Here is a 22,178-nt window from a genome sequence, read left to right as displayed (position 1 = left end):
CAGGTGGCAAGCATATTTTTAATGGTGGCAGTAGTCCAAATTCTGTAGAATATGATATTAACTTTCCATCTGTGGGTTCTTACAATCTTGAGATAAAATATGCTGCGGAATGGTCTCGTCCAGAGGATATATATCTTGACAATGTTAAAGTTATTGATAATGGGATCGCTTCAAGCACTGGAAGCTGGTATCTGAGTTCTGGAATCTGGGAAAAGCAAGGAACCTTAACTATAACAACCTCAGGTATTCATACGCTCAAAATTGTTGCTGATAACACATGTTGTTTCCCCCATATAGATGCTATTCGGTTGACGAATTCAATAAACAATGTATTCTGGTCTGGCAAATATACGTCTAATATTGAAACAAAAAATTACATAAATCTAAAGGGGGTTAATTCAGCGACTCTTGAATATAAAATAAATTATTCTGTGAGTTCATATTATCAGGAAGCTAAGCGAAAGATCTGTGATAGTACAGATGTTTGTAGTGTTTCAATATTTTATGGTAAACAGCCTTGGACTACACATAAAATAGACCTGTCTAGTTATATTGGTAAAGAGATAAAAATATTGTTCTTTAATTTACCTTACTCTAATGGTGGAAATGGCGGTTTGTATATAGATGATATTACGGTTACGACAGACAAAGGTGTTGTATTCAACGATACAGCAGATAACTTTGCAAACTGGAATAACAATGGATTTTCAGTTGTTCCAAAAATAACTTGACTTTGGCATATTCTTTTTCTTATATCTGATAAGAATATTTATATGACTCTTAATTGAGCTGTCGTGAGGGAGTAGACCGCTGTCTTCCAGGGAGACGTTAAATCTACTCCTTGCATTGTGTCAGAAAACAATATATGTACTTGTGATTAACATTTGGATTAACTACCAACTAAAAGTTTTAGGCAAAGAAGATATTTGTGTTGTGTTGCACATTGACCTAACTACCAACACGAATTGAAACGGTCACCTAAAAAATCGCAGGTCGAATAGATATCAAATCATCTGTTCCATAATCATAAACCAAATAAATGGCAGGCCACTCCATGCTCCTTTCCTATAAACTCAGGCTCTTTTTCCTCACAGACCTTCATCTTTTTCGGGCAGCGCGTATGGAACCTGCAGCCCTTTGGAGGATTTATGGGAGAGGGGACTTCTCCACGCAAAGGCTGACGTCTGGTTCTCATGCCGGGAACTGCGGATAAAAGCGCCTGCGTGTATGGATGCAATGGATTATTGAAAATCTCTTCATTAATTCCCTGCTCCACTATCTTGCCGAGATACATGACCGCCACCCTGTCAGAGATATGCCTTATCACGGAAAGATTATGGGCTATGAATAAATAGGTCAATCCATATTCTTTTTGAAGGTCCATCAGGAGATTGAGGATCTGGGCCTGTACCGATATATCAAGGGCGCTCACGGGTTCATCTGCAATTATGAGTTTTGGACGGACCGCCAGGGCCCGTGCGATACCTATTCTCTGTTTCTGGCCACCGCTCAATTCATGTGGATAGCGGGAGGCAAAATCCGATGTGAGCCCTACCTTTTCCAGCAGTTCAGCACTTTCCTCTTTTATTCCATGGATAATAAATGCCTCATCTATGGAATCGCCCACAGTCATCCTGGGGTCAAGGCTCGAATGAGGGTCCTGGAAGATCATCTGCATTTCTTTTCGAAGCCATTTCAGGTTTCCTATATTTGGACTGGAAATATCATTTCCCTTGTAACAGATTTTACCTGATGTGGGCGTTTCCAATCGGATAATTGTCCTTCCGAGCGTGGATTTGCCACAGCCCGATTCACCCACAAGACCAAGGGTCTCCCCCTCATTTATGTAAAAGGATACAGCATCAACCGCCTTCACTTCCCCTGTCATCCTTGAGTACAGGAAACCGCTGGTCAGAGGATAGTATTTTTTCAGGTCAGTTACTTCAAGCAGTGCCGTAGAGATAACACCTCACTGAATGCCTGTCTGAAATTCTTGTCTCACCAGGCATTCTTTGTTTACAGATTTCCATTGCATGAGTGCACCTCGGATTGAACACGCAGCCGGGAGGCAAATCGATCAGGCTCGGGATGCTTCCGGGAATGGATACAAGTCTTCCCTTCCCCGATGGCAAACACCCCATCAGGCCCTGCATATAAGGATGTTTTGGGTTCTCCAAAAGCTCACCTGCATCTCCTTCTTCCAGGAATTTCCCTGAATACATCACTATGATTCTATCCGCGATTTCAGAAACTACCGCGAGGTCGTGTGTTATATACAATATCGAAATACCAGATTTCAATTCTTTGAATATGTCGAGAATCTGTGCCTGGATGGTCACATCGAGTGCCGTGGTCGGTTCATCTGCAATAAGTGCAAGAGGGCTGCACGATAGAGCCATTGCGATCATTACCCTCTGTTTCATGCCTCCTGAGAACTGGTGCGGATACTCATCCAGGCGTTCCCCGGCATGAGGGATTCCAACCGATGTCAAAATATCAATAGCTTTTTCCCTGGCTTTTTCCTTCTTTAATTGAAGGTGCAGCATGAGAGATTCGTTTATCTGATCGCCAATCCGCAGTACAGGATTCAGGGAGGATGATGCATCCTGAAAGATCATAGATATTTTATTTCCTCTTATCTTTCGCATCTCCTCCTCCTTCAATTTCAAGATATCTTTTCCTTGAAACAAGATACTACCATCGACGATTTCACCCGGCTTTTCTATAAGTCTTAAAATAGATAGGGCAGTTGCTGTTTTCCCTGAACCCGATTCGCCGATGATGCAGAGAATCTCACCTTTATTAAGATCAAAAGAAATATCATCAACTGCCTTGACGATGCCTTTTTTTGTGAAGAAATATGTCCTCAGGTTCTCCACACTCAAGACAGCCTCAGTATTTCCATTATTCACTTTTCGGATCAAAGGCATCTCTTAAACCATCTCCAAGAAAATTGAAAGCAAGGACTGTAAGGAATAGCATTATTCCAGGCTCAACAGCTACCCACCAGGTCGTTACCAGGCTATCCTGCCCGGCATTTAGCACTCTTCCCCAGCTCGTTACTGTCGGGTCCCCAAGACCGATAAATGAGAGTGCCGCCTCCGCGAGGATCACGCCGGGGATCGAAAGCGTCGTGATAACTATGATCGAACTCATGGCGTTAGGAATCAGATGATGAAAGATTATCCGCAGGTCGCTTGCTCCCAGGGCTTTTGAAGCTGTAATGAAATCCGCTGTGCGCAGGGAGAGGACCTCGCTGCGCACCAATCTTGCAGTCCCGGTCCATCCCGTGAGCCCTATTGCCAGGATTATAAAAATCATGTTCGCGCCGTACATATAAACTATCAGAACAAGCAGCAGGAAAAAAGGAAATGTCATTATCACATCCGTGAATCTCATTAGAACATTGTCAAAGGCACCTCCGAAATATGCGGATGTCACGCCTATGATAGTTCCGATCAGTATTGCAATACCTGTTGCGAGAAAGCCTACTTCCAGAGATACCCTCGCTCCTGAAACTAACATGGCTAACATGTCCCTCCCCTTGTCGTCCGTACCCATCGGGTGTTCCCAGTTTCCCTCCTTCCTGATTGTCTCAAGCGCCTGCGTCTTTAGATTGTAAACCGACTGCTCGATGCTGAAGCCAACGGGCGGAAGATTCTTATCGTTAAAATTAATTTCATTGGGATTTCTGGTCAGAAAAGGACCAAAAATAGCGGTCGCGAACAGGAAGATTATAAATATCAGCCCCAGGAATGCGGATTTATTATTTTTTATCTTCTCCCATTGGCGCTGTGCAATGATCATATCTGTTTAACCTCTATGAACATTATTCGAATATAAAATCGGAAGGGTAAAAAAGATGTCTTTCCCTTCTGGAATGTTCAGAATGTCCAATCTAATCATACTTCACCCTAGGATCAAGCTGTGTATATGCAATATCTGTAATCAGGTTAAAGAGCAGGGTGACAAAAGCACTTATCAGAGTTACCGCCATTACCACGGCATAATCATCCGCGAATATCGCATTAAAAGAAATCCTCCCAAGACCTGGTATCCCGAAAATTACCTCTGTCAGGTAAGCTCCTCCAAAAACGATAGCGCTCATATCCCACATGATTATCGTTAATATCGGCAATAATGCGTTCCTGAACACGTGTTTTCCTATCACCACATATTCAGGAAGTCCTTTTGCACGGGCTGTCCTTACAAAGTCCTTGCGCAAGTTCTCGAGCATCGAGGACCTCACATACCTGCTGTATCCAGCCACCATTCCCGTGCCAAGGGTTATGACTGGAAGTATCAGGGCTTTCACGTTGGCCAGAGAGAACGTGGGCAGGCCTGTGTCGTAATAAGTCTGGAACCAGCCTAACCTGACTGAAAATATCAGGATAAGCATTATACCCAGCCAGAAATTCGGGATCGAAATACCGATAAAAGAGAAAAATGTTGCCAAATGATCTAACTTCGTGCCTTTCTTGACCGCAGAATAGATACCAATAAGAAGACCCAGGGAGATTGCAAAAATCGATGAGAGTAGAATGAGCTGAAAAGAGTAGAACCAGTGGGTCTTTATCAATTCCATCACGGGCATTGAAGTAGAAAAGGACCAGCCCCAGTCCCCATGCAGAAGGGAACTCATGTATTCAAGATACTGCTCGTAGAGTGGCTTATTCAACCCGTATCTCGCTTCTATGGCAGCCGCGACCTGGGTGACGTTATGACCGGCACCGAGATTGGCAATATACCTGTCGGCAGGAGAATTCGGGCCTAACCTTATAATGACAAAAGCAGCGGTCATGACGCCCCAGGCTATAAGGGCAGTATAAATAAGGCGCTCAGCAATATAACCCTTTTTCATGAGACAGTATATCTACGTGTGCCTATTTTAAATGTGACGCCCGAAAGTTTTGCCTCGTCATGATGCTGCGATATGCTTCCTTGCAGCCGGGGTTGTCTCCCTTCCCTGCGGCGTTCGCTTTATAAATCCGATCTGGATAAGATATGGTTCATAAACTTCTTCTATCGTCCTGACCTCTTCGCCCACTGAGATTGCAATGGTCTTCACGCCTACGGGTCCTCCATCAAAATCATCCGCTATCACAGAAAGTATGCGCCTGTCGAGGTCATCCAGTCCGAGTTTGTCTATACCAAGCATAGTAAGCGCATTATCTGCCACCACCTGCGTAATCTCTCCTTGGGCCCTCACCATAGCAAAATCCCTCACACGCCGGAGCAGCCGATTCGCGATCCTGGGCGTGCCCCTGCTGCGTTTGGCTATTTCCACCGATCCGTCCTGCGTTACCGGGATTCCCAGTATGTAGGCACTTCTCTTTACTACCTGCACAAGCTCACCGACTTCATAGAGGGTGAGACGTGATATGAAACCAAACCTGTCCCTGAAAGGCGAACCCAGAAGGCCCACTTTTGTGGTCGCACCTATAAGGGTAAAATGCTCAAGATCAAGCTTTATCGACCTGGCGCTCGGTCCCTCCCCTATCATTACATCGATCTCAAAATCCTCCATTGCAGGATAGAGTATTTCCTCTATAACAGAATTCAAGCGGTGTATCTCATCGATGAATAGCACATCACCATTCTTTAGTGTTGTCAGGATTGCCGCCAGGTCCCCGGGTTTTTCCAGGACAGGTCCTGACGTGGCTTTAATACCGGTGCCCATCTCACGGGCTATTATATGGGCAAGCGTTGTCTTCCCGAGTCCTGGCGGGCCTGAAAAGAGGATGTGGTCAAGAGGTTCGCCGCGTTTTTTTGAGGCTTCGATGAATACCTTCAGGGATTCCTTCAGGGCATTCTGACCGATAAATTCGTCAAGCCGGCCTGGACGGATGGTTATATCTTCCTTTTCCTCATTCAGCAAGACCGGGGTGATGATTCTTTCTTCCATACTCTAACGCTCTTTCAATCTTGTAAGTGCGGCTTTGATCAATACCTGGACTGTGGGCTCTTTCAATCCCGATGAAACAGAATCCACGGCTTCCTGGGCTTCACGCTGTGTGAATCCAAGCGATACAAGCGCGCTAACTGCGTCATAATTCACATTGCTCGAAGGAATGTGACCCTGATAATTTTCCATTTTCTTTTTTATCTTATCCTTGAGTTCCAGTATCAATCTCTTGGCATTTTTCGGGCCGATACCTGAAATACTTGTCAGGATCTTTTCATCCTCGTAGATTATAGCTCCAGCGAGTTCTTCGATCTTTATCTGGGACAGGATGGATAGCGCTATCTGCGGGCCAACCCTCGTCACACTTATTAAAAGTTTGAACATCTCAAGCTCGGAAGATGTCATGAACCCATAGAGCATCAGGGCATCATCCCTGACATGGAGGTATGTGTACAGTTTTATTTTTTCTTTTTTTGTAGCAAGCTCCTGCAACACAGGTTTTGTCACATTGACCTGATATCCCATGCCCCCGACATCGATCACAACAAATCCTCCGCCCACGTGCGCGATCTCGCCATATATATGTGAAATCATATATTATCTCATTATATTAATATGAAATTTGAAATTATGTAATTATTCATATCTTCTATACATGCTTGTTTTATATTTTTAGTTTCGTTTTTAGAGGTGTTCCTTGGGATATAAAAATATGTTTGTAATTATATGATTTATGATAAATAGATATTCGTTGAATTGTTCGCTAATATCCCAACTAGTCAGAGGTTTGTATTTAATCTCAGTGTTTATTGTTCATATTCATGGAAATAAAATTAAAGATGACCGTCTCAAACAAATGGTCTCCACTCTTTTATATTTTGGAATACCCACGTATGCATTACTCTTCCAGCCACTTCCCTTCTTCGATATAGGTCAAACATATACCCATTCTTCTTAATGATTCCATCTTTTTTAAGTTGTGCAATAAGTTTTGTGGCTTGTTCACTTGCGGTGCCCATCGAAAATACAAAAAATATATCGTAGTTAGCCTTCATATAAGTAAGAATGCCTTTTTCTAATGTTCTTTGCCCTTGTACTGCCTGATGGAATATCGTTATCTGCATCCAGTTTTTAATAATCTTCTCAAAATGGTCTGCCATAATAGCTTGGCTATAATCGTTTTTGAGTTTCATGTCACTAAGGTACTGGATTATTCCCGTAAGTACTCCTGTTGTACCCATTGTAAGTATTCTAATTCCTTCAACCCCATGTTTTTCAAATACATTACTCTTAATCTTGGCTATTGCTGTTGTATTTCCCTGTTCGTTAAGTTCATCAACTCTGAACCCAAGTTTTACCAATCCTAAAAAACGATGATTTCCGATACACTCTTTCATTCTTCTATATGCGTCGCTTTTACTAATTTTTTGTAGCCCAGAGGCGACATCAGGTTCAGGAGTAAATCCATACTCTCGTTTCTCCCACAGTTCCTTTATTCTTTGTGTAGCCCAATCTAATATTTTTCCTGTTAGTTTTTGTAAGGCAACAAGTTTTAAAAGTTCAGGAAGAGTTTTATCTAGAAGGTCGGGAGGTATATCGGCAGGAATAATCATTACTTACATCGCATTTCAACGAATTTTGTAAAATATTCCGCTAAAGAAAGTTCAGAAGTGTTAATAACAACGGAGGAGCCAGGCAAAACAGACGCATTCTCAATAAAAACAACGCTGTCTGTTATTGGACAGATATGCTCTTTCTTAGTATTTTTATCTAAAAGTATACCGGCTTCGCCAACTTCATAACCAAGAATGTCCAATAAAATCCTTTTTTCTTCGAGATTAATTTCTTCAAATTTTATTTCTTCGTCATTCATTGGGTACATCCTCTATAAGAATTTTTATGTTAAAAGTTTTGGAGCCTTTCACCACCGTATACTCTTTAATTATTGTATTATATAGTTTTTGCTTTAGGCGAGGAAACTCTCTATATAAGGTATACATATAAAGCACATAATATAAAAACTTACTGAACACCTTTATTTCTCCAGTTAAAATTCGCCTATATTGCCTTGAGCATGCACTGATAAAATCTTTCATGCCGTCATCAATCGCCCTGCTATTAAAAATAGACTGGTACCGCTTAAAGACAAAAAATGCCTCATATTGCGTTTATGGGGCTCGACTTCCTAAAAATAAGATAAAGTTTAGGGATTGGCGGGAGTTAGTTTTCAATTTGAGCCTATTCCGAATGAATAGACCACACACGCTCACAGCCATAAAAAACGTTATTAATGGCATAATCCAGTTTCAATTATATTTATATGGCATAAAGCAATCGAAAGCCCGTCCGCCGCATCATCGGGCTGCGGCAGTTCATCCAGGTTCAAAAGCCTTTTTATCATTTCCTGCATCTGTCTTTTATCCGCCCGCCCCGAGCCTGTAATGGCCTGTTTTATCTGGTTCGGGGTATATTCAAAGATCGGGATACTCTTTTGCTGCACGGCAAGAAAGATGACACCCCTTGCCTCACTCACGCTCATCGCGTTTGTGACATTCTTATTGAAAAAGAGTCTCTCGACTGCGACCGCGGACGGGGCATACTTTTCAAGCAATGTGCAGATCTCAGAGTATATTTCCAGAAGACGTTCAGGAACCTGTTTTTCAGCAGGGGTTCTTATGCATCCATAGCTGACAGGTGTTATCGTGTTTTTCTCTTTTCGTAAGACCCCAAAGCCGACAGTGGCAAGTCCTGGGTCAATTCCGATAATGATCATAATTCCTAAATAGCATAACCTTTTTTGGCTATCTTATTCATGCAAGCTTGCTTTTTACTTTTTCGTAGAACCCATCCTTCCTCGTCTTCACGAACCTTGCGGGCTTATCCGCTTTCGTGATAAAGATCGTGTCATCTTCTTTTATCTTTCTCGTATGCTGTCCGTCTATCACGATCACAGCTTCCTTTTTCGGGACTGTGAGTTCCACCCGTATCTCACTTTTGGCCGGGACAACCCAAGGACGCGACGATAATTTGAAAGGAGCCAATGGGACTATCACCGTGCCGTCAACGCCCGGGTCCACTATGGGCCCGCCCGCGCTCATGGCGTAGGCCGTGGAGCCCGTGGGCGTGGCAAAAACCACACCATCCGCCCTCAGTTCCTCTAACTGGTTCTTGTCCACGAATATCCTGTAAGACAAGATCTTTGCGGGATTTGCTGTGATTATCACAACTTCATTGGTGGCGGGAGGAAGAGGCTCATAATTGAGCATGATCGCAAGCCGGGAGCGATCTTCCACCTCAAAACCGGAAAGCACCTTATCTATGACCGTGAGCGCCTCCTCCGGATCTACATCCACAAGGAACCCGAAAGTTCCCATGTTTATCCCGAGCACAGGGAGAGGGTCCTCCATTTTCTGGATCCCGCGAAGCACGGTCCCATCACCCCCTATGGAAATTACGAATTCAGCTCCTTTTTTTCTCATTTCAGCAACAGGCGTACCCTTACGATGGATTTTCTCGGCCGTCTTCATATCTATGAGCACTTCCACATTTGAGCTGAGGTGATTTACGATCTCGTCAGCAAGAGCAAGCACATCGTCCCTGTCGCATCTGGAGATCAACCCGATTTTTTTCATATGCACCTATACAAGCTCAAGCAATTTTTGATGGACGCGTCCGTTACTGGCAATCACATTCACCCGCTGTTTCACATCAAGGGGCGTGGAAAGAGACTTCCCCGTTCCATCGGTCACAAGCCCGCCCGCTTCCTCAGCAATAAGTTTCCCTGCTGCTATGTCTGTGACGCGGAGCATCCCGCGCATGTCGAAGAACGCGTCGAATATTCCGGATGCGATATAGCAGAGTTCAAGAGCAGCGCACCCGAATACTCTTACTCTTCTGACGCTGTGATTATTGATCGCTATTGCAAAAGGTTTGTGGCTGTAGGATATTACGCTTAATTGGGATAAATTCGAAAGATCTGAAACATGTATTTTCTTTCCATTCAAGTATGCACCTTTTCCCTTCTCCGCAGTATAGATATCCCCGTTGACCAGGTTCTTTACGTACCCGTACCTGATATCCGACAGGTCAGAATTACCTATCGCAACAGGAACGCAGAAAAAGGGGATATTGTTTACTGCGTTGAAGGTGCCGTCGATCGGGTCAAGAACGAAAGTGAAATCAGGTTTCTTGCCAATCGTTTTTTCGCCCAGTTCCTCGCTCACAAAACGCATAGACTTGCCACTTGCCAGAAGCGTGGAAAGCGCAGCGTTCTCGGCGACTTCGTCTATCTTCTCTGTAGGGGTGCCGTCAGCCCCGATACGAAGCATAACCGCCGCTTCGGGTTTTCCTATAAGGTCTGAAACAGCCTCTTCGACCGCCTCGGCAGCATTATTGCAAAGTTCATAGAAAGACATCAGTTTTTACACGACCTCACAGCCTGCAACAAGCCTCTGTTTGGGATTGTTGAGCTGTGCGATAAGGAATCGATCACCTTTAGTGTATGCGATATTGCTCTGGGTCGTCATGGAAACGTCACACTCAGAACCCGGCGGAGCCTGTGTGACATCTTTGCCTGCTATTGAAATGGTCCCGATCGTTGCAGGCATCACCTGGAGCCCTGCGAATAGATGAACGGTATCCCCTACGCCGAGCCCGGATGTGAACCTCGTGAGTCGGCATTTCAGGCTGAATTTGGAAGATACCTCTTCCCTCTGCGAAATTAAATATCCACGGTCGAAATCCTTTGACTGAACTCCTTTTAGCGCAAGTCCCACCCTTATGCCGGCATTCGCGGATTTCATATCCACATCATTGCTCTGGATGGATCGTATCTCCGTCGGCCTGTTTATTGGAAAAACGTTAAGGTTGTCATGCATCTTGAGAGTCCCCTGGATCACGACGCCCAGCACCACACATCCTATACCTGTCACATTAAAGAAATGGTCCACTATCACGCGAGTAGGAAGGTCGTTCTTTGCAGAATTGCTTCTGCTTGCTTCCTCTCCCAGCGCGAAAATTTTCCCCTTGAGGTCTTCCATTCCTTCAAAGCTTGTTGTGGAGATGGCAATTGATCCCCAGCTCTCAAGGTTTGTGCCTTTTGTTATGGCCTTTATTTTTTCAGACAGCCCAGAAAGCGCCACGGGGTTTGATGTGTCCGACATTGTGATCAAGAACAACCCGCGTTTGTTACCAAGCAGGTCAAGTGCAACGATACATTCGCCTACCTGTGCATTTAATCCAGTTGATGGAACACAGATAAGGGCGATATCCGAGAGATTTATTGCGTTGATCAGGGATTTCAAAGAGCCTGGATAGCCATTAGCGTCGACAAAAGAATAGATCTGATCTCCTTTTACAAAATTATAGAGCGTAATATCCGACTCGGTGCCCTTCTTTCCAAGGTTTGCGGCAAGACTTGTTCTCCCTGATTTCTCGCTGCCTATGATCGATATATTTGCCATAACAAGACTCCACGTTATAATAAGTCTGATAATATATGAAATTGGCGTTCTCTGGATTTAAGCGCCTCAGTTTTGCCGCTCCAAAAGTATTAAGTATTGAATGCCTTATTAAGCAAATGATTTGTGAACATGGTTCACATTTTCGATCCCAATAATCTGGAGGAACTTATTTGGCAGTTACAAAAACAGAAGGCTGGAAAGCTAAAAATTGGTACAACATGGTCGCACCCGACATGTTCGGAAAAGCAAACATCGGAGAAACAGTAGCAGATGTGCCTGAGAAATTAATGGGAAGGGTCATCGAGGTAACCCTTGGGGAATTGACCAACGATATGTCAAAGCAGAACATCAAACTGCTTCTGAAAGTGGACCGCGTCGGCGGAGACTCGGCATATACAAAATTCACAGGGCATCAGCTTACGCAGGATTACCTGCGCTCACTTGTAAAAAGACAGACATCGAGCATAGAATCAAACATTTCAGTGAAGACCAAGGATGATTATACCATAAGAGTCAAACCTTCATGCTTCACCATAAAAAGGGCGCGAGCTAATCAGATAAAAGCCATCCGCTTGATAATGAATAATGTCATAATCTCAAGAGCGAAAGAACTGGATCTGGCTCAGTTCGTCCAGGAAATCGTTACAGGGAAGCTCTCTGCTAATATTTATCATGACGTTAAGCCGATATATCCCCTCAGAAGAGTCGAGGTCAGGAAGACAGAAATAGAGGCTGAACCTGTAGCCTCATAATTTTTTTATAGACCTTTCACTCTTTTTAATTCATTTCCCTTTTCTTTTATCTTCTCATTGTCAACCCTGAGGACGATGAGGGATGCAGTGAGCAGGAAAAATGCCGCAAAATTCACAATTAATGTCATCATCAGAGGTCCGAACGTGGTATAATCCAGTTCTGCAACGGGATGCATCGTGCCTCTTGTCCATAATCTTATGGACAGGAAACTCAGAGGTACGCCAATAAAACCAACTATTCCAAAAACGGCTGATAGCCTCGCCCTTTTCTCAGGTTCCTCAACAGCCTGGCGGATCGTCAGGTAAGAGAGGTATATCAGGAACAGTACGAGTGAAGTGTTGAGCCTCACATCCCATGTCACCCAGTAATCTCCCCATGCGGACTTTGCCCATACAGATCCGCTGGCAAGAGTTAAAAAAGCGAATATCACTCCGACTTCAGCAGCCGACAAGGCAATTATGTCCCATTTCTGTTGCTTGCCGCGAAGATATAAGATGCTTGAAATGAACACGATCGCAAAACCAAGATATGAGGATATTGCTATCGGGAGATGGAAATAGAATATTTTGAAGTTGTTCTTGTCTCCGACTGCCTGTCCAGGATTGATCGGAATAGGAGCAACAAAAAAAACCAGATATATGGAAACAAGTATCAATACAACGGTAAGGGAAAAAAGTATTTTCTTTAGCATATTATCTCCACCTTTACCTGTGTGGTAATAATATTTATCTTTGTCATTCCGATTCAGTCTTCGATCGTATATTCAAATACAAGCTGTGCCACAATAAAAAAAATTATATCATACGCAGCAAGGATCTGCAACTCGCCGGTTATTTCGGAAATTTCACCTTTTGCCAGCATGATCCCTGTTGCGGTCACGGCCGAGAGTATAACAGGAAGGAGAACCGGGAAAAGAATCACAGGAAGCAGGATCTCCCGCGTCCTTGTATTGACGGCAAGTGCGGAGAGAAGCGTTCCCACGAAGATGAATCCGAGAGTCCCCAGGATCACTACCAGTACCAGACCTGAGATATTCAAGATATCATAACTGAAAAGCACTGCAAAAACAGGTATTGTTATGACCACCATCAAAAACATTAGGACCGCATTGGAGATCACTTTGCCGTTATATATCTCACTCCTTTCCACGGGGCACAGCTTAAGACCATCAAGGCACCCTTCTTCCTTTTCACCCGCGAATGACCTTGAAAGACCAAGCATCCCAGCAAAAGTGAATGCTATCCAGAGAATTCCCGGGGCAAGTAAATCCACTACTTTCTTATTAATGTCCTTGATATATATGGAAGCCTCGCTCCCGAAAGCGAAACTGAATATAACAATGACGAGCAGCGCGAATATCATCATTGAATTGAGCATCTGCTTGGTGCGGAACTCTGCTTTAAGGTCCTTTCTGGCTATCTCAAGGAACTTCATGTGCGCTCCGCCACGTATCTTTCGTATATTGCCCTGCACTGCAGGAGGTCGCGGATCTCACTCTTGCTCATTTCATGGACAATATGACCATCAGTAAGGATGACAGCCCTGTCGCACAATGAGATCCCTCGTTCGATGTCATGAGAAATAAGAACTCGTGTCTTGTCATTTGCGTTCGTCCCTGAAAGTATCCTGTCAAAAGTGGCGCTGGCATGCTGATCCAGCCCTGTGTAAGGTTCATCGAGCAAAAGCACCGGTGGATCGTGGATCAAAGCTCTTGCGATCGAAAGGCGCTGTTTCATACCCCTTGAAAAAGTCCTCACCCTGTCATTTCTCCTGTAGCTCAATCCGACCTGTTTTATCAGGTCGTTTATTCGAGCCTCTATATCCGATGTGCCGTACATCTTCCCGAAGAAGCGCAGGTTCTCGGCCGCTGTCAGTTCATGGTACAGGAAGGTATCGTGAGAGATGACCCCTATCTTTTTTCTGATCTCGATGGGATTTTCTTTGATATCGATCCCATCTATAACGACTCTGCCATAGGTGGGATTTACCAGGGTGGAGATTATTTTGATGAGGGTGGTTTTTCCGGCGCCGTTGGGGCCAAAGATCGTCAGGAATTCACCTCTTTCAATGCGAAGATTGATATTTCTCAGAACAATGTTGGTGCCGAATGTCTTTGAAAGGTTCTCAATGGATATTATATCGATTTCTCCTGCTTTCACTAAATAAACACATTCAAGCTTTATATTTTCTCTTAATATTTTGTCGTATCACGGATTAATGAAATTTAACCATTAAAGCTTTAATCACATACACGAATTTATCCAATGGTGATTTTATAAGACCTATACTTCAGGTCGCGCTTGATGTTTTAGAGACAGAGCGTGCCATCCAGATCGCTAAAGAGGCAGTGGAAGGGGGAGCTGACTGGATAGAAGCAGGTACGCCTTTGATCAAGAGCGAAGGCATGGATGCGATCAGACAGCTCAAAGCGGCATTCCCGGGACATGTCATCCTCGCGGACATGAAAACCGTTGACACAGGCGCTATGGAGATAGAGATGGCAGCAAAAGCAGGTGCGGATATCATCATACTTCTTGGAAATTCGGATAACTCAACAATTCAGGATGCTGCCAGAGCGGCACGAAAATATGGTGTAAAGCTCATGGCCGACCTGATCTCTTCAGAGGACCCGGCACAAAGGGCCAAAGAATTAGTAGAGCTTGGCATCGATTACATCAATATCCATGTCGGCATTGACCAGCAGATGATGGGAGAAGACCCTGTCAGGATACTGAAAAAACTCAAGCTCAGTGTGCCTGTCGCGGTGGCGGGGGGTCTTGACGCGCAAAGTGCCGCTGATGCGATATTATCAGGTGCTGGCATTGTTATCGTGGGAGGAAATATCGTTCGCTCATCCAGTGTAACGGCTTCAGCGAGAGCTATCCGGCAGAGTATTGATGCCCCGCATATCTCTATAGAACCTGAAAAATCCTTGCACGAGAAAACGATCGAGCTGCTCAAACGAGTTTCTACGCCCAACATATCTGATGCCATGCACAGGAAAGGTGCTATGAAAAACATCCATTCCATTTGTCCGGGCATTAAGATGGTGGGAAGGGCTGTCACGGTACAGACCTTTGAAGGGGACTGGGCAAAGACCGTGGAGGCAATCGATATTGCAGAAGAGGGGGACGTTATCGTAATCTATAACGGCAGCCCACACGTCGCCCCATGGGGAGAGCTGGCGACCTTAAGCTGCATAAATAAAGGCATTGCAGGAGTGGTAATCGATGGTGCGGTCAGGGACGTGGATGACATAAGGTGCCTTAACTTTCCTGTTTTTGCGGTCTCCATAGTGCCGAACGCGGGGGAACCCAAAGGATTAGGAGAGATCAATGCCGAAATACAATGCGGAGGACAGACAGTTAAACCCGGTGATCTGATCGCTGGGGATGATTGCGGCGTTGTGGTCATACCTAAAGAAAGGGGATACGAGATCGCAAGGCGTGCGATCGAAGTGGAAAAAAACGAGAGCAGAATCCGCCATGAGATCAAGATGGGAAAGACGCTTTCCGAGGTATTACAGCTTGAAAAATGGGAGAAAAGATAAAAAACAGAATTTAAATATATAAAAATATATTTTTTATTGTAAAATGAATGACTCAGCGTCAATAAATACATATATAAGTATTATAGATTACATACATAACTGATAATAATAACAATTAAGGAGACTTTATGGAACTTACGCCCATTCAGAAAGAAATTCTAACGGCCCTGATCAGTTTATATAGGGAAAGGAAACAGGCCATTAAAGGGGAAGATATCGCTGAAATAATAAACAGGAACCCGGGAACGGTCAGGAATCAAATGCAGTCGCTCAAAGCACTTGGGTTGGTGGAAGGGGTACCCGGACCGAAGGGAGGATATAAAGCCACGGGAGAAACCTATCGTGCCCTCTGCTTGTATGAACTTGAAAAGGAAACAGTAGTACCTATAAAACGCAATGAAGAAGTTATTCCTAATGCAACTGCTGCGGAGATCAGTTTTACAACGGTAAGACATCCCGACCTGTGCAATGCCACAGTGCATGTTATCGGGGACATTAAAAAGATCGATATAGGAGACGCAATAACAATAGGCCCCACACCTGTCAATAAGTTGGTGATCCGTGGAGAAGTGATTGGAAGGGATGATACGCAGAATACCGTATTGTTCGTTATACAGGAAATGATTTCCCTTCCCAAGAAACCTGTCAAACATTATATTAATGAACAACCTATCACGATCCCGTCGATAGCGACAATTCAGGAAGCCTCGAGGATACTTGTTGAGAATAAGATCCATGGTGCGCCTGTAAGGGACAAGAATGTCATCGTAGGTATAGTCACCCTCACAGATATCGGGAAAACACTTGCTGAAGGAAGAACCAGCCTTAAGATAAAGGATATAATGACGAAGAAAATAATATCCGTAGATGGTGAAACCCCACTTTATGAGGTTGTAAAAGTCTTCAATAAAGAGAAAGTGGGACGTCTTCTGGTAAAGGTCAACGGGGAATTCGTAGGGCTTATTTCAAAAACGGATATCCTGGATCGACTCTCTGCTTATTGAGCTATATCGGTCAAACCATTCTCATCATTCTTTTTTAATCTTTTTGTAATCTCGATCAATGGATGCTTTGCATAATCGAGTATCTTGACATCCGAAAGGGTATGGAGCCCTGCGGATGCGGCGGTTTTTTCCATCCCCAGTTGCACATTATCACCCAGCGGAATGACATAAGCGTCCATGCTTTTTATGCCAAGTTTCTTTGCCGCTATCACCCTATGATGACCATCAACAAGTATGAGTTTGTTGGATTTTTTTATTACAACTATGGGCTCAGCCAACCCTTTTTTCAATTCGTATATCCTCCCGTCGAGTTCATCTGCATAAACCTTAGGTTGCGTTGGCACAAGTTCATCTATATTGACAGTCTCGCGAACGACGTCAACATGGATATTATGGATGGCTTCAAGGGTCTTCTTGAGCGTCCATACCTTTTGCGGGCTTGTTCTTTCAATGTGTGAGCGTATCACATCGGAATTTGTGATTATACCCCGCAGATGCCCGCCTTGATCCACCACAGGTAATTTGGATTTTCCTGACCTGAATATCACCCTTGCTACATCGCTCATATCCATCTCGGTATCTGCCGCAAGTATATCCCGGCTCATAACGTTGGCGATCTTCTCACCGAGCCCTTTTTCCAGCAATCCTGCAGCAGATACATATCCGGTGACCCTGTTATCCTCAACGACCGGAAAACCATCATGGCCCGTCCTTCTTATAAGATTTATGACATCCTTGACCGTATTTTCAGGAGAAACGGTGTCCACTTCCTGTGTCATATAGTCCTTGACTTTTGGATGGTCTGTCATGGTGGCATCTATTGGCTATCTAACGTAAATGGTTTTGCCCCCATTAAACATGTCGCATACCAAACTTTATTATCTATTGAAATCAACCTCTATTGGGTGAATACTACGAACGATCAAAAGAGGATACTTCTTGAAATTTTAAAAGAGTCGATATCGATCGAGGTCTTTGGGAAAGAGTACTATTCGATATTTAGCGAACTCGTTGAAGGTGATAGCGCAAAGGGGATTTTCAGGGGACTGGCACGGGATGAAGGGGAACACAGGGAATTGCTTGAGAAAGAATACAAGAAAATCTCAGGAGCATCCATCGATATCAAGGTTTTGGACAAAGAGAACAGGGAAAAAGCTCGCCGCATATTTCCAGAATCCCTCGAGCCTTTAGGTATAGCAGAGACAAAGGATGTCCTCGAGCTGGGGATCAGGACAGAAAAGAGATCTATTGAATTATATTCAAACAGCGCTCAGAGAACGGAGATTGAATCAAGTAAGGACCTGTTTTTGAAACTGGTACATTTTGAGGAAGAACATAAGAGAACGCTCGAAGATGCTCTGTATTACCTCAATCAGGAGGGCTCGTGGTATGGTTACTCCCCTCCAACGATAGAGGGTTGAATGGAAGGCTTGCTCTTTGGCACAGCAGGCACACCGATCAGCTCAAAAGGCAACGATAGTATCTCCGGCATCGAACGGGTTCATGAACTCGGTCTTGGCTGCATGGAGCTTGAGTTTGTTCGCGGCGTCAAGATGGGAGAAGAGACTGCACACAAAGTGAACGAAATAGCAAAACGACTTGATATAAAATTGAGTGTGCATGCTCCCTATTATATAAACCTCAATGGCGATGGTGAAACACTCATCAAGAGTAGAGAAAGAATCCTGAATTCAGCAAGAATTGGAAATATCTGTGGCGCCAGAAGCGTTATAATCCATGCTGGTTTTGGCCAGGGAGCATCGCGTAAGGACGTGTATCAAAAAATAAGAAAGCAGTTGATCGAGATTCTGGAGCGCCTAAAAAGCGAAGGTGTGAACATAACGCTGCGTATCGAGACTATGGGAAGGAACTCGAAGTTCGGAAGCCTGGATGAAGTTCTTGACATAACCGAAGTAGAAGGAGTTCTGCCTTGCATTGATTTCTCCCACCTGCATGCCGTAACGGGGAAAAATAATTCAAGGGGGGAGTTTGCATCCATCCTGGGGCGCGTTGAAGATAAACTTGGACGTGATGGGCTTGATAATATACATATCCACGTCTCCGGGATCGAATATTCGGATAAAGGGGAGAAAAGGCACCTCGAATTTGCAGAATCCGATTTCAAATATAAAGAGCTTGCACAGGCTTTTATTGATCTTGATATCAAGGGGATGGTGATATGCGAGAGCCCGAATCTGGAGAAGGATGCATTGCTTTTGAAAAGAGAATTTGATGAACTCAAGAAGCAACGCTGAACGATGCCCTTATTTACTATCTGCGTATAAGAACAATCCGATGGAAGACCTCTCTTCAATAATAGAAAAAATACAGGCTTCGGAAGAACTTGATTTCGGGGATGGCATGAGTCTTCTGGAGTCAAGGAACCTCTCACTTATCGGGTCACTTGCAGATCACGTGCGCAGAAAAACTGTTGGTGACAATGTCATGTTCGTAACTAACTGTCACATAAACTACACCAATATCTGCATCTCAAAATGCAGTTTTTGCGCATATTTCAGGGAAGAGGGACAGAAGGGCGCTTTTACTCTCAGCATAGATGAGATAATGGAAAAAGCTGAAAAAGCCTCACAAATGGGCGCCACTGAATTGCACATCGTGGGTTCTCTCAACCCGAAACTACCTTTCGAATACTATGAAGAAGTGCTTGCCAGGCTCCATGAAAAATATCCTGATATGTCATTGAAGGCTTACACCGCAGTGGAGATAGGGTATCTTGCTGAAACGACTGGAATGAGCGCAAGCGAGGTGCTCTTGCGCCTGAAAAACGCAGGGCTCACCAGTCTCCCTGGAGGCGGAGGAGAGATATTCAATGAAAAGACGAGACAAAAGGTCTGTCCTCACAAGGTTAGCGGTGAAAGGTGGCTTGAGGTCATGGAGAAAGCACATGAATTGGGCGTAAGGAGCAATGCCACTATGCTCTATGGTCACATCGAAACACCAGAAGATATTGTGGACCATATTCTGAGGATAAGAGAACTTCAGAAAAAGACCCGGGGATTCCAGGCATTCATACCTTTAAGATTCCACCCTGATAATACCGACCTTCAAAAGAGAGGTATTGTTAAGTTCAGTCCCACAGGGTTTGACGACTTGAAGACAATCGCAGTCTCGCGGCTTTTGTTGAACGGTTATGTCAATAACATCAAAACCTATTGGGTGATGGCTGGGGAGAAGATAGCTCAAATCGCGCTGCATTACGGTGCGAATGATATCGACGGTACCGTAATGGAAGAGCGCATAACACATGCTGCAGGGAGCGTATCGCCGGAGTATATGCCTAAAGAGAGGCTTATACATTTGATCAAGAATGCAGGCAGGATACCGGTGGAAAGGACTACAAATTATAAAGTGATAAAGGAATATAATTGAGTATGCGGTTTTATTACTCTTGAATCTCAGTTTTCAATCGTTCCACAAGTTCCTTCTGGATGGCTGAATTACGGTCCCCTCCGCACACGCAGCCCCTTACTCCAATGATGTCTGGTGAAATGCGTTTTAACGCCGGGATGTCCACAAACGTGATCGTTCCTGCAATGGCTGTTTGAAGTCCGTGCTTTTGCGCGCTCTTAACGAATTCAGTAAGCTCTTGTTCCTGGAGGAATTCGAAGGTTGAGCGTCCATCTTTGATGCCCGTATCCATCATTACTACATCCACACCAGCCTTTGCCCCAACTGCAGGTAGTTCAAAAGGCGAGATAGAATTGATCCGCTTGAAATCTGAATAACCGGATGCCACCACTTTCTTATTCTTATCAAAGTCCTTAACCGAGCGAACAATATTGGTCAGCATGTCCAGAGCCTGCTCCTTTGTCTGGATATCATACAATCCCACTTTGATGTATTCTGCCCCCGCCACTGCTGCCCCCAGCGCTGCCAGTGATGCAGTACCGGGTTTATAATTAAAATCGCCAATTGTTGCACTCACCGGCACCTTGCCCGCGGCTTTTTTCACAGCGCGTATCATCCATGGGAAATTAGCACCAAGGGAACCTTCCCTGGGGTTTTTCACGTCTATGATATCCGCTCCACCGAGTCTGCAGATGTTTGCTTCTTCAACGTTGATCGGGCTTACAAGTAATTTCATAATCATTGAATCAGATTGATGCACTAATACATTTATGTTTCGAATTTGTTATGGGTCTGCTTCACAGCGACAGTATTGGTCAGTGATTACCCTGTAAGACCTGTCCACTGCACGGGTATCGGGGAAGAAAAAACTTAATACTATAATAGATTATAGTAGATTATAGTGATATTAATGGCAACTTCCATTCAGATAAGTGAAGGCTTACAAAAAGAGTTAATTAAGAGGAAGATCTCTGACAAAGAGACCTATGAGGAAGTAATCTGGAATTTGGTGGAGGATTCCCAGGAACTTGGTGAGGAGACAAGAAAAGAAATAGCCCTTGCTCGTGCCGAGATAAAAGAAGGCAAATTCCATTCCTTAGCTGAGGTCAAGAAAGAGCTTGGTCTATGACTTATGAGATCATCTTTTCGGACAAAGCTCTCAGACAGCTTAAGAAACTGGAAAGAAATGTCCAGGAAAGAATAATTGCAGTATTGGAAAGGATTAGAGTAAGACCTGAAGCTTATGTGACTAAACTTGTGGGAGATCCGGGTTATAAGCTGCGAGTGGGTGATTATAGGGTCATAATGGATATCGATAACAAAATACTTAGGATATTAATTTTAAAAGTTGGGTACAGGAAAAATATCTATGATAGATAGTCGAAAATTGGATGTGGGAATTGATACGAAATGTTTCGAATTATTTTCGTGCTGGACATACTCAATGGTAATGCAGTCCACGCCGTAAGGGGGGAGAGGGCCAAGTATCAGCCGATAAAGGGCAGCAAGATATGCGATTCATCCAATCCACGTGATATAATATCTGCGCTTTCGCCGAAAGAGGTCTATATCGCCGACCTTGACCGATTACAGCATCAAGGGGACAATTTTGGGCTGATAAAGGAAATATCCAAAAAAACAAGGACAATGGTGGATATTGGCGTGGAAAATATGGATGACGTAGAAAAATGTGCAGAGATTGCCGATATTGTCATCATGGGAACTGAGACTGCTTCATATGACCTGATCAAAAATGCAAGCAAACGTTCTACAGGCAGGATTAACGTGAGCATAGACATGAAAAATGGAATGGTCTTGACAAAAGACAGGAAGATGGACATGAATCCGGAGGAGCTTGTAAAATCGTTAAATGGGGTTGAAATAGAGGATATTATCATCCTGGAGCTAAGCAGGGTTGGAACAGGCGCTGGGATTGATACAGAATTCTTGAAAACGATAGTTGGAGTATCAAACCACAATGTTCTGGTGGGAGGCGGGATCAGGGATATGCACGACATAGAGTCTCTGGAAAAAATTGGAGTGAGCGGGGCACTTGTGGCAACGGCAGTGCACAACGGGGCAATACCCGTGCACCTTATCCGAAATCCATCTCGATGTCGTTAATAAATTCTTTA

Annotated in this window: 27 protein-coding genes; 10 read left to right on the top strand and 17 right to left on the bottom strand. The window is 44.1% G+C overall.

All coding sequences use genetic code 11. The annotated features are described in order from the left end of the window. A partial coding sequence (locus tag O8C65_11200) for a hypothetical protein (GenBank protein MCZ7357491.1) occupies positions 1-731 on the top strand: 731 nt, incomplete at its 5' end. Positions 732-1,024: 293 nt separating this feature from the next. Here the strand turns inward: O8C65_11200 and O8C65_11195 are convergent. The 12 genes from O8C65_11195 to O8C65_11140 all read right to left on the bottom strand — a co-directional run bounded on the left by O8C65_11195 (position 1,025) and on the right by O8C65_11140 (position 11,367). Next, a complete protein-coding gene (locus O8C65_11195; protein MCZ7357490.1) occupies positions 1,025-1,888 on the bottom strand; it encodes an ATP-binding cassette domain-containing protein in 864 nt (287 codons plus the stop codon). A gap of 55 nt (positions 1,889-1,943) precedes the next feature. Further along, complete coding sequence (locus tag O8C65_11190; GenBank protein MCZ7357489.1) at positions 1,944-2,930, bottom strand: ABC transporter ATP-binding protein; 987 nt, start codon at positions 2,928-2,930, stop codon at positions 1,944-1,946. After that, positions 2,905-3,807, bottom strand: a complete 903-nt coding sequence (locus O8C65_11185) for an ABC transporter permease (GenBank protein MCZ7357488.1) — start codon at positions 3,805-3,807, stop codon at positions 2,905-2,907. Before O8C65_11185 ends, O8C65_11190 begins: the two co-directional genes overlap by 26 nt. A gap of 91 nt (positions 3,808-3,898) precedes the next feature. After that, positions 3,899-4,861, bottom strand: coding sequence for an ABC transporter permease (locus O8C65_11180; GenBank protein ID MCZ7357487.1), 963 nt, complete (start codon positions 4,859-4,861; stop codon positions 3,899-3,901). Positions 4,862-4,918: 57 nt separating this feature from the next. Then, positions 4,919-5,905 carry a Holliday junction branch migration DNA helicase RuvB gene (gene ruvB / locus O8C65_11175; protein ID MCZ7357486.1) on the bottom strand — a complete coding sequence of 329 codons (987 nt, stop codon included), beginning with the start codon at positions 5,903-5,905 and terminating at the stop codon, positions 4,919-4,921. Positions 5,906-5,908: 3 nt separating this feature from the next. Next, positions 5,909-6,499, bottom strand: a complete 591-nt coding sequence (gene ruvA, locus O8C65_11170) for a Holliday junction branch migration protein RuvA (protein MCZ7357485.1) — start codon at positions 6,497-6,499, stop codon at positions 5,909-5,911. A 254-nt stretch (positions 6,500-6,753) separates the two neighbouring features. Next, positions 6,754-7,518 carry a hypothetical protein gene (locus tag O8C65_11165; protein MCZ7357484.1) on the bottom strand — a complete coding sequence of 255 codons (765 nt, stop codon included), beginning with the start codon at positions 7,516-7,518 and terminating at the stop codon, positions 6,754-6,756. After that, entirely contained in the window at positions 7,518-7,778 is a 261-nt protein-coding gene (locus O8C65_11160; protein ID MCZ7357483.1) for a hypothetical protein, read from the bottom strand. Before O8C65_11160 ends, O8C65_11165 begins: the two co-directional genes overlap by 1 nt. A 414-nt stretch (positions 7,779-8,192) precedes the next feature. After that, positions 8,193-8,678, bottom strand: a complete 486-nt coding sequence (gene ruvC / locus O8C65_11155; GenBank protein MCZ7357482.1) for a crossover junction endodeoxyribonuclease RuvC — start codon at positions 8,676-8,678, stop codon at positions 8,193-8,195. A gap of 37 nt (positions 8,679-8,715) precedes the next feature. After that, a complete protein-coding gene (locus tag O8C65_11150; GenBank protein MCZ7357481.1) occupies positions 8,716-9,543 on the bottom strand; it encodes an NAD(+)/NADH kinase in 828 nt (275 codons plus the stop codon). Next, positions 9,544-10,320: a bifunctional fructose-bisphosphatase/inositol-phosphate phosphatase gene (locus O8C65_11145; protein MCZ7357480.1), complete on the bottom strand. Its 777-nt coding sequence runs from the start codon at positions 10,318-10,320 to the stop codon at positions 9,544-9,546. A gap of 6 nt (positions 10,321-10,326) precedes the next feature. Continuing rightward, complete coding sequence (locus O8C65_11140) at positions 10,327-11,367, bottom strand: elongation factor Tu (GenBank protein ID MCZ7357479.1); 1,041 nt, start codon at positions 11,365-11,367, stop codon at positions 10,327-10,329. Positions 11,368-11,537: 170 nt separating this feature from the next. Here O8C65_11140 and O8C65_11135 point away from each other — a divergent pair, with 170 nt between their 5' ends. Continuing rightward, entirely contained in the window at positions 11,538-12,119 is a 582-nt protein-coding gene (locus O8C65_11135; protein MCZ7357478.1) for a 30S ribosomal protein S3ae, read from the top strand. Between the two features lie 5 nt (positions 12,120-12,124). Here O8C65_11135 and O8C65_11130 read toward each other — a convergent pair whose 3' ends face one another. The 3 genes from O8C65_11130 to O8C65_11120 are packed head-to-tail and all read right to left on the bottom strand — an operon-like array spanning position 12,125 to position 14,279. After that, positions 12,125-12,811, bottom strand: coding sequence for a cytochrome c biogenesis protein (locus O8C65_11130; GenBank protein ID MCZ7357477.1), 687 nt, complete (start codon positions 12,809-12,811; stop codon positions 12,125-12,127). A 53-nt stretch (positions 12,812-12,864) separates the two neighbouring features. Next, positions 12,865-13,554 carry a heme exporter protein CcmB gene (locus O8C65_11125; protein ID MCZ7357476.1) on the bottom strand — a complete coding sequence of 230 codons (690 nt, stop codon included), beginning with the start codon at positions 13,552-13,554 and terminating at the stop codon, positions 12,865-12,867. Next, complete coding sequence (locus tag O8C65_11120; protein MCZ7357475.1) at positions 13,551-14,279, bottom strand: ABC transporter ATP-binding protein; 729 nt, start codon at positions 14,277-14,279, stop codon at positions 13,551-13,553. Before O8C65_11120 ends, O8C65_11125 begins: the two co-directional genes overlap by 4 nt. Before the next feature lie 116 nt (positions 14,280-14,395). Between O8C65_11120 and O8C65_11115 the strand changes: the two genes are divergently transcribed. Together O8C65_11115 and O8C65_11110 are read left to right on the top strand one after the other, a co-directional pair. Then, on the top strand, positions 14,396-15,670 hold the full coding sequence (locus O8C65_11115) for a bifunctional hexulose-6-phosphate synthase/ribonuclease regulator (protein ID MCZ7357474.1): 1,275 nt from the start codon (positions 14,396-14,398) through the stop codon (positions 15,668-15,670). A 128-nt stretch (positions 15,671-15,798) separates the two neighbouring features. Next, on the top strand, positions 15,799-16,674 hold the full coding sequence (locus O8C65_11110; GenBank protein MCZ7357473.1) for a CBS domain-containing protein: 876 nt from the start codon (positions 15,799-15,801) through the stop codon (positions 16,672-16,674). On the opposite strand, the gene O8C65_11105 is transcribed toward O8C65_11110, so the two are convergent. Beyond that, the gene (locus tag O8C65_11105; protein MCZ7357472.1) at positions 16,668-17,483 is read right to left on the bottom strand and encodes a CBS domain-containing protein; all 816 of its coding nucleotides are present in this window, start codon (positions 17,481-17,483) and stop codon (positions 16,668-16,670) included. The two genes, O8C65_11110 and O8C65_11105, sit on opposite strands and share 7 nt — an antisense overlap. Positions 17,484-17,579: 96 nt before the next feature. Here O8C65_11105 and O8C65_11100 point away from each other — a divergent pair, with 96 nt between their 5' ends. Genes O8C65_11100 through mqnE form a run of 3 tightly spaced genes read left to right on the top strand, consistent with a single transcriptional unit; the run spans position 17,580 to position 20,064 of the window. Beyond that, positions 17,580-18,095: a ferritin family protein gene (locus tag O8C65_11100; GenBank protein MCZ7357471.1), complete on the top strand. Its 516-nt coding sequence runs from the start codon at positions 17,580-17,582 to the stop codon at positions 18,093-18,095. Further along, positions 18,096-18,929, top strand: a complete 834-nt coding sequence (locus O8C65_11095) for a TIM barrel protein (protein MCZ7357470.1) — start codon at positions 18,096-18,098, stop codon at positions 18,927-18,929. Then, positions 18,907-20,064: an aminofutalosine synthase MqnE gene (mqnE, locus tag O8C65_11090; GenBank protein MCZ7357469.1), complete on the top strand. Its 1,158-nt coding sequence runs from the start codon at positions 18,907-18,909 to the stop codon at positions 20,062-20,064. Before O8C65_11095 ends, mqnE begins: the two co-directional genes overlap by 23 nt. 13 nt (positions 20,065-20,077) lie before the next feature. On the opposite strand, the gene O8C65_11085 is transcribed toward mqnE, so the two are convergent. Beyond that, the gene (locus O8C65_11085) at positions 20,078-20,779 is read right to left on the bottom strand and encodes a (5-formylfuran-3-yl)methyl phosphate synthase (GenBank protein MCZ7357468.1); all 702 of its coding nucleotides are present in this window, start codon (positions 20,777-20,779) and stop codon (positions 20,078-20,080) included. A 174-nt stretch (positions 20,780-20,953) separates the two neighbouring features. Between O8C65_11085 and O8C65_11080 the strand changes: the two genes are divergently transcribed. The 3 genes from O8C65_11080 to O8C65_11070 are packed head-to-tail and all read left to right on the top strand — an operon-like array spanning position 20,954 to position 22,167. Further along, entirely contained in the window at positions 20,954-21,172 is a 219-nt protein-coding gene (locus tag O8C65_11080; protein MCZ7357467.1) for a hypothetical protein, read from the top strand. Next, positions 21,169-21,423 (top strand): type II toxin-antitoxin system RelE/ParE family toxin, encoded by a 255-nt coding sequence (locus tag O8C65_11075; protein ID MCZ7357466.1) that lies wholly within the window; start codon positions 21,169-21,171, stop codon positions 21,421-21,423. Before O8C65_11080 ends, O8C65_11075 begins: the two co-directional genes overlap by 4 nt. 30 nt (positions 21,424-21,453) lie before the next feature. Continuing rightward, entirely contained in the window at positions 21,454-22,167 is a 714-nt protein-coding gene (locus tag O8C65_11070) for a HisA/HisF-related TIM barrel protein (GenBank protein MCZ7357465.1), read from the top strand. The last annotated feature ends 11 nt before the right edge of the window (positions 22,168-22,178 follow it).

It is taken from the genome of Candidatus Methanoperedens sp., from assembly GCA_027460535.1.
GTDB lineage: Archaea > Halobacteriota > Methanosarcinia > Methanosarcinales > Methanoperedenaceae > Methanoperedens.
The sequence above is the reverse complement of the archived record's forward strand: the minus strand, read 5'-3'. Positions and strand labels throughout refer to the sequence as shown.

Bases quoted from the DNA above. Each gene is read 5' to 3' on its own strand.
- O8C65_11195 (MCZ7357490.1), bottom strand. From the start codon at position 1,888: ATGACAGGGGAAGTGAAGGCGGTTGATGCTGTATCCTTTTACATAAAT.
- O8C65_11190 (MCZ7357489.1), bottom strand. From the start codon at position 2,930: ATGCCTTTGATCCGAAAAGTGAATAATGGAAATACTGAGGCTGTCTTG.
- O8C65_11185 (MCZ7357488.1), bottom strand. From the start codon at position 3,807: ATGATCATTGCACAGCGCCAATGGGAGAAGATAAAAAATAATAAATCC.
- O8C65_11180 (MCZ7357487.1), bottom strand. From the start codon at position 4,861: ATGAAAAAGGGTTATATTGCTGAGCGCCTTATTTATACTGCCCTTATA.
- ruvB (MCZ7357486.1), bottom strand. From the start codon at position 5,905: ATGGAAGAAAGAATCATCACCCCGGTCTTGCTGAATGAGGAAAAGGAA.
- ruvA (MCZ7357485.1), bottom strand. From the start codon at position 6,499: ATGATTTCACATATATATGGCGAGATCGCGCACGTGGGCGGAGGATTT.
- O8C65_11165 (MCZ7357484.1), bottom strand. From the start codon at position 7,518: ATGATTATTCCTGCCGATATACCTCCCGACCTTCTAGATAAAACTCTT.
- O8C65_11160 (MCZ7357483.1), bottom strand. From the start codon at position 7,778: ATGAATGACGAAGAAATAAAATTTGAAGAAATTAATCTCGAAGAAAAA.
- ruvC (MCZ7357482.1), bottom strand. From the start codon at position 8,678: ATGATCATTATCGGAATTGACCCAGGACTTGCCACTGTCGGCTTTGGG.
- O8C65_11145 (MCZ7357480.1), bottom strand. From the start codon at position 10,320: ATGTCTTTCTATGAACTTTGCAATAATGCTGCCGAGGCGGTCGAAGAG.
- O8C65_11140 (MCZ7357479.1), bottom strand. From the start codon at position 11,367: ATGGCAAATATATCGATCATAGGCAGCGAGAAATCAGGGAGAACAAGT.
- O8C65_11130 (MCZ7357477.1), bottom strand. From the start codon at position 12,811: ATGCTAAAGAAAATACTTTTTTCCCTTACCGTTGTATTGATACTTGTT.
- O8C65_11125 (MCZ7357476.1), bottom strand. From the start codon at position 13,554: ATGAAGTTCCTTGAGATAGCCAGAAAGGACCTTAAAGCAGAGTTCCGC.
- O8C65_11110 (MCZ7357473.1), top strand. From the start codon at position 15,799: ATGGAACTTACGCCCATTCAGAAAGAAATTCTAACGGCCCTGATCAGT.
- O8C65_11105 (MCZ7357472.1), bottom strand. From the start codon at position 17,483: ATGACAGACCATCCAAAAGTCAAGGACTATATGACACAGGAAGTGGAC.
- O8C65_11095 (MCZ7357470.1), top strand. From the start codon at position 18,096: ATGGAAGGCTTGCTCTTTGGCACAGCAGGCACACCGATCAGCTCAAAA.
- mqnE (MCZ7357469.1), top strand. From the start codon at position 18,907: ATGAACTCAAGAAGCAACGCTGAACGATGCCCTTATTTACTATCTGCG.
- O8C65_11085 (MCZ7357468.1), bottom strand. From the start codon at position 20,779: ATGAAATTACTTGTAAGCCCGATCAACGTTGAAGAAGCAAACATCTGC.
- O8C65_11080 (MCZ7357467.1), top strand. From the start codon at position 20,954: ATGGCAACTTCCATTCAGATAAGTGAAGGCTTACAAAAAGAGTTAATT.
- O8C65_11075 (MCZ7357466.1), top strand. From the start codon at position 21,169: ATGACTTATGAGATCATCTTTTCGGACAAAGCTCTCAGACAGCTTAAG.
- O8C65_11070 (MCZ7357465.1), top strand. From the start codon at position 21,454: ATGTTTCGAATTATTTTCGTGCTGGACATACTCAATGGTAATGCAGTC.